The sequence below is a fragment of the Glycomyces sp. NPDC021274 genome, from assembly GCF_040641195.1.
Classification (GTDB): Bacteria; Actinomycetota; Actinomycetes; order Mycobacteriales; family Micromonosporaceae; genus Glycomyces.
Genome location: NZ_JBFADC010000035.1, coordinates 1 through 3,099 on the forward strand (window position 1 = coordinate 1; position 3,099 = coordinate 3,099).

Here is a 3,099-nt window from a genome sequence, read left to right on the forward strand (position 1 = left end):
GCCTCCGCATCGGCGGGCGGCCAGGCGCCGGGCACGACGGGTACCGGCTGCGCGTCCGCGTTCAGCGCGCCGGACGCATGGCGGGTCCATGTCGTCGCGCCGTTCTCGGCACGTGAGTGGACAGCGAGCGAGCACCGGCCGGACTCATCCGGTTCGCCGACGGTGACGCGCAGCTGGACACCGCCCCGATCCGGCAGGATCAACGGCGCCTCAAGGGTCAGCTCCTCCAACAGACCACAACCCACCCGCACACCGGCATGCACCGCCAACTCCACAAACGCGGTACCCGGCAACAACACCGAACCCATCACCGCATGATCGGCCAACCACCCATGGGAGGACACCGCCAACCGCCCGGTGAACACCAACCCCTCAGGCAACTCCACCGCCGCACCCAGCAATGGATGCTCCGCCGACACCAAACCCGCCGACGACACATCCGCCACATCCACACCCGAGTCCAACCAATACCGCTCCCGCTGGAAGGCATACGTCGGCAGATCCACCCGACGGGCGTGCCCCAGTGCCTGCGACCAGTCCACCGACACACCACGCGCATACGCGGAGGCGACAGCGGTCAACAACGACCGCACCTCACCCCTGCCCTTACGCAACACCGGAACCGCCGCCACCCCCTCGGCGACACAGCACTCCTGCACCAAACCACTCAGCGCACCATCCGGCCCCAACTCCACAAACGTCGAAACGCCCAACCCCTCCAACGCCCCGACACCATCAGCAAACCGAACAGCCTCACGAACATGCCGAACCCAGAAGTCCGCAGTGCCGATCTCCTCACCGGACACCACCGCACCGGTCAGATTGGACACGACCGGAATCCGCGGAGCCGCATAGGAAAGCCCCTCCGCAACCTTGCGGAACTCCTCCAACATCCCGTCCATATGCGGCGAATGGAACGCATGACTGACCGCGAGCCGCTTCGCCTTACGGCCCCGCCCCTCAAAACCGGCAGCGATCTCCAGGACCGCGGACTCATCACCCGCAACGACAACCGACATCGGACCATTGACCGCAGCGACGCTCACACCCTCGACCAGCAGCGGCGCGACCTCGTCCTCCGACGCCTGGACCGCCACCATCGCACCACCAGCAGGCAGCTCCTGCATCAAACGACCACGAGCCGCCACCAGCGTGCAGGCATCCTCCAGCGACAACACACCCGCAACATGCGCCGCCGCCAACTCGCCGATGGAGTGCCCACTGAGGAAGTCGGGGACCACACCCCACGACTCCACCAACCGGAACAACGCCACCTCAACGGCGAACAGCGCAGGCTGCGTATACGCAGTCTGATCCAGCAAGGCACCCTCACCCTCGCCGAACAGCACATCCTTCAGCGGACGTTCAAGGCCGGCATCGAACCGCCCACACACCTCGTCCAACGCCGCCGCGAACACCGGGAACGCCGCATACAACTCACGCCCCATCCCCACCCGCTGCGAACCCTGACCACTAAACAGGAACGCCAACCGGCCCTCGGACACCACATCACGCACCACCCCGGACGCCGAAGCACCCGAAGCCAACGCTTCCAACCCACCACGGAAGTCGTCCCGACCCCCGCCGACCACCACCGCACGATGACCCAACACCGCACGCGTCGTCGCCAACGAGAACGCCACATCCACCGGGTTCAGCCCAGGCGCGGCATCCACGAACGACAACAACCGCACCGCCTGCGCACGCAACGCGGCCTCGGACTTACCGGACACCACCCACGGCACCACACCACCGACAACGGCAGGCGCCTCGCCAGCGACCTCGCCCTGGTTGTCGTCCTGGTCCTGGTCCTCGGCGGGGGCCTGCTCCAAGATCACATGCGCATTGGTGCCACTGACCCCGAACGACGACACAGCAGCCCGACGCGGGCGTCCCGCATCGGGCCAGTCAACCCGCTCCGTCAGCAGCGAAACCGCACCGGCAGTCCAGTCGACATTCGACGACGGCGCATCCACATGCAGGGTCTTCGGCAACACACCGTGCCGCATCGCCAGCACCATCTTGATCACACCGGCAACGCCGGCGGCGGCCTGGGTGTGCCCGATGTTGGACTTCACAGACCCGAGCCACAGCGGCCGGTCGCCCGGCCGGTCCTGGCCGTACGTGGCCAGCAGCGCCTGGGCCTCGATCGGGTCACCGAGCCGGGTGCCGGTGCCGTGCGCCTCCACCGCGTCCACGTCCGACGGGGTCAGCCCCGCGTTGGCCAGTGCCTGGCGGATCACCCGCTGCTGGGCAGGGCCACTCGGCGCGGAGAGGCCGTTGCTCGCACCGTCCTGGTTGATCGCCGAACCACGGACGAGGGCGAGCACCCGGTGTCCGTTGCGGCGGGCGTCGGACAGCCGCTCCACCAGGAGCATTCCGACGCCCTCGCCCCAGCCGGTGCCGTCCGCCGCGTCCGCGAACGACTTGCACCGACCGTCCGGCGCGAGCCCGCCCTGACGGCTGAACTCGGTGAAGACGGTGGGCGTCGGCATCACCGTGACCCCGCCGACCAGCGCCAGACCGCACTCGCCCTGGCGCAGCACCTGACCTGCCTGGTGGAGCGCGACCAGCGACGAGGAGCACGCCGTGTCCACCGTCACCGCGGGGCCTTCGAAGCCGAACGTGTAGGAGATCCGGCCGGACACCACACTGCCCGCGTTGCCGGTCAGCAGATACCCGTCGGACGCATCCGGAGTGGACATCAGCAGCGCCGCGTAGTCCTGGCCGTTCGCTCCGGCGAACACCCCGGTCCGGCTGCCGCGCAACGTGGACGGGTCGATGCCCGCGCGCTCGAACGCCTCCCACGAGGTTTCCAGCAGCAGTCGGTGCTGCGGGTCCATCGACAGCGCCTCGCGCGGCGAGATCCCGAAGAACGTCGGGTCGAACTCGGCCACGTCGTAGAGGAACCCGCCCTCGCGGGTGTACGAGGTGCCCGACTCGCCGTCGCCGAACAGGCCATCGATGTCCCAGCCACGGTCCGTCGGCACGAGGGAGATCGCGTCCCCGCCGTCGGCCACCAGCCGCCACAGCTCCTCGGGAGTGCGCACGCCACCGGGGAAGCGGCAGGCCATGCCGACGATGACGATCGGCTCGTCG

Annotated in this window: 1 protein-coding gene; it reads right to left on the reverse strand. The window is 68.6% G+C overall.

The features are described from left to right. Window positions 1-3,099, reverse strand: a 3,099-nt coding sequence (locus AB0I03_RS26270; RefSeq protein WP_360417282.1) for a type I polyketide synthase, incomplete at both ends; no start/stop codon positions are given.